The sequence below is a fragment of the Methanobrevibacter sp. genome (assembly GCF_045577275.1).
Lineage (GTDB): Archaea > Methanobacteriota > Methanobacteria > Methanobacteriales > Methanobacteriaceae > Methanobrevibacter.
In genome coordinates, this window is the sequence record NZ_JAZNIB010000307.1 from 1 (window position 1) to 2,443 (window position 2,443).

At 28.0% G+C, this 2,443-nt stretch carries 5 protein-coding genes; 2 read left to right on the plus strand and 3 right to left on the minus strand.

The window, feature by feature from the left end; translation table 11 throughout:
- Positions 1-160: 160 nt before the first annotated feature.
- Genes ACKI67_RS08780 through ACKI67_RS08790 form a run of 3 tightly spaced genes read right to left on the minus strand, consistent with a single transcriptional unit; the run spans position 161 to position 1,462 of the window.
- The gene (locus ACKI67_RS08780) at positions 161-757 is read right to left on the minus strand and encodes a hypothetical protein (protein WP_407463160.1); all 597 of its coding nucleotides are present in this window, start codon (positions 755-757) and stop codon (positions 161-163) included.
- Between the two features lie 24 nt (positions 758-781).
- Entirely contained in the window at positions 782-1,186 is a 405-nt protein-coding gene (locus ACKI67_RS08785) for a hypothetical protein (protein WP_407463161.1), read from the minus strand.
- 48 nt (positions 1,187-1,234) lie between these two features.
- Entirely contained in the window at positions 1,235-1,462 is a 228-nt protein-coding gene (locus ACKI67_RS08790) for a hypothetical protein (protein ID WP_407463162.1), read from the minus strand.
- 179 nt (positions 1,463-1,641) lie between these two features.
- Between ACKI67_RS08790 and ACKI67_RS08795 the strand changes: the two genes are divergently transcribed.
- Both ACKI67_RS08795 and ACKI67_RS08800 read left to right on the plus strand, forming a co-directional pair.
- The gene (locus tag ACKI67_RS08795; protein ID WP_407463163.1) at positions 1,642-1,872 is read left to right on the plus strand and encodes a zinc-ribbon domain-containing protein; all 231 of its coding nucleotides are present in this window, start codon (positions 1,642-1,644) and stop codon (positions 1,870-1,872) included.
- Positions 1,873-1,917: 45 nt separating this feature from the next.
- Complete coding sequence (locus ACKI67_RS08800) at positions 1,918-2,265, plus strand: hypothetical protein (RefSeq protein WP_407463164.1); 348 nt, start codon at positions 1,918-1,920, stop codon at positions 2,263-2,265.
- The last annotated feature ends 178 nt before the right edge of the window (positions 2,266-2,443 follow it).

Below are 2,443 nucleotides of genomic sequence, written 5' to 3' on the forward strand. Positions count from 1 at the left end.
TATATATTTAATAAAATATTTTAACTTATCTATTAGAGAATAATTTGAAAAAAATAGTTCGATTATAATGAAAAAATTTAATAAAAATAGAATAAAGTTAGAATAAAATTAGAATAAGAATAAAAGGATAAATTGGATAAAATATGAAAAAAGTTTAAAATCAATATTCGCCACTTGAACATCTGTCAAATTTCATTTGCTTAGAAATCTGTTTCTTTCTTTTATCAGATATTTCTGCATTCATCTGATTCATAAAATTATCAAAATTATCAGAATCCTTTGAATTGTCATCATTTTCATTTAAAAAGTTCTCTTCATTTGATTTAAGAATATCCGGTTTGTCCAAGTTGGATTTCTTAAGGGAATGCCTTACAACCAACTCATCATAGAACCATCTTACAGCAAAACCATCGCTGCTGCTTAAGACAATTAGATGTTTAGTATAACCGTTTTTTGAATAAACGATCACGATAGATGAATATAATGATGACAAATCGGACTTGTTAAGCTTCAAATCAATTATTTCACTGAAAAATATCTTCAAAGAACCCATAGATTTACGTTTAAGCAATGATTTCTTCTTTAGCAAAATATAATCTTCTTCCAGGGATGTTTCAGATATCACATTTGAACTCATGCAGGATTTTGAAGATGATGAATAATCCGGAGCATTCTCATTTGCACCTAATCTCTTTTGTGAAAATGAAAAATTGAGAAGATATCTGTATTCCGGAGAGTAATTTGAATTGTTTTCCATAATATCACATACGCAAATAATGAATTAAATTGAAGTGTTGATTTTCCCTTCTATAAAGTACAATATAATCAAATAAATGACCATAGATCCGAAATAGCAAATAATGTCCATTGGATCAAATATGGCGCCTTTCTTTATGAATAAGGCAACATATTCCCATACAAATGATGCCAAGGCAGTTACAATAATTATTAACCAAAGATTTGTCAGCTTAAAAGGATAGACAATATTCAAAAAGCTTAACAAAACCACAATAGCTAGAAAATCATTGAAGTAAAACATGAAAAACCAATTGATTTCATGAAGAAAATGATTGTTCAGCAGATAAAGGGATAATGCCAAAACCAATATTATAAGATTATAAGCCCTGAAGTTCTTATCATTTTTCTCAAATGAAAATCTTTCAAAACATTTAGCTAAATCAAACATTATATCAGTAAAAATTATATTTTATATGATGATTGAATTTTGAATGGATTAATCAAAAGTCATTATGAAAATAACCACCAATAAAAGGACAACCATTCCAATGATCAATAAGGAAGTATTATTCAATGAAAATGATTTATAGAATCCTGTTGTGGCACCTTGATTATCATATTCCCTTTGATTGTATTGCCCTTTGTAATCATCTTCATCTGAAGTTTCTACAATTTGTGTATCCTTTACTTCGTAATCCTCAATGTCAATAATATCATCAGCCATTTTATGCACCTAAATCGAGAAAATTATCTTAAAATTTTAGTTTTAATAATTAAAGATTATTTTACTAATTATTTATAGATATCTATAAAAGCGATTAAAATAATAATTAAATTATAATTTGAAAATAAAGTTTAATAATAATAACTTAAAAATTAAGCTTAAAAATTGAAGGTGAAATAATGAACCAATTTTGTCCAAAATGTGGAGCAAAACTCTTTGACCCAAATGCAAAGTTTTGCAGCCAATGCGGAAATAATTTAACTGAAAAAAAGGAAATTGATCCTAAAAACATGCCTGAAGATAGAATTGATTTGAGAGAAGGCATGACCAACAGAAATACTGGAATGTGGAAATCCACCAAATGGGGAAGACGAAAGAAAAAACCTGTTAATTGGGATATGGAAAAATAAAATAACATATGAACTAATTTATTAAGACTTATTGGAGATTATAAAATGAGAACAAAAGAAGAAATGGAAGAAAAAATAGAGAAATTAAACGATATAACTGCAGCATTAAGAGCTGAAGAAGATAACTTAAGCAATGAACAAAAGGTTATCCTTGCAGGGTCCGAATTGCAATCAATTATGTTAACAAGCTTGTTAATAAACAATGAAGAGCAAACTCTTGACTTGCTTGAAAAATTCGAAAGAAGAGCTGATGAATTAGAAGCAAAATATGTGGAAGCATCTGAAGCGAACAATGCTGAATTAAAAGCTAGAGTCCATGGAATGATTTGGACAAATGATATAAGATTAGACACCATCAAATGGGTTCTAGAAGTAGATCCAGAAGTATTTTAATTTCTTCAAAAATTAGAATTATTTAAAAATTTATTAAAAACCAATTAAGAGTTCAAACTATGAAAAAGATTATTCCAATATTGATTTTATCATTGGTCATATTAGCCCCAATATTTGCTGAAAGTGTGGATGCAACCACAGTGTTTTTAACTTCAGACAATATGAATGGGCATGATGC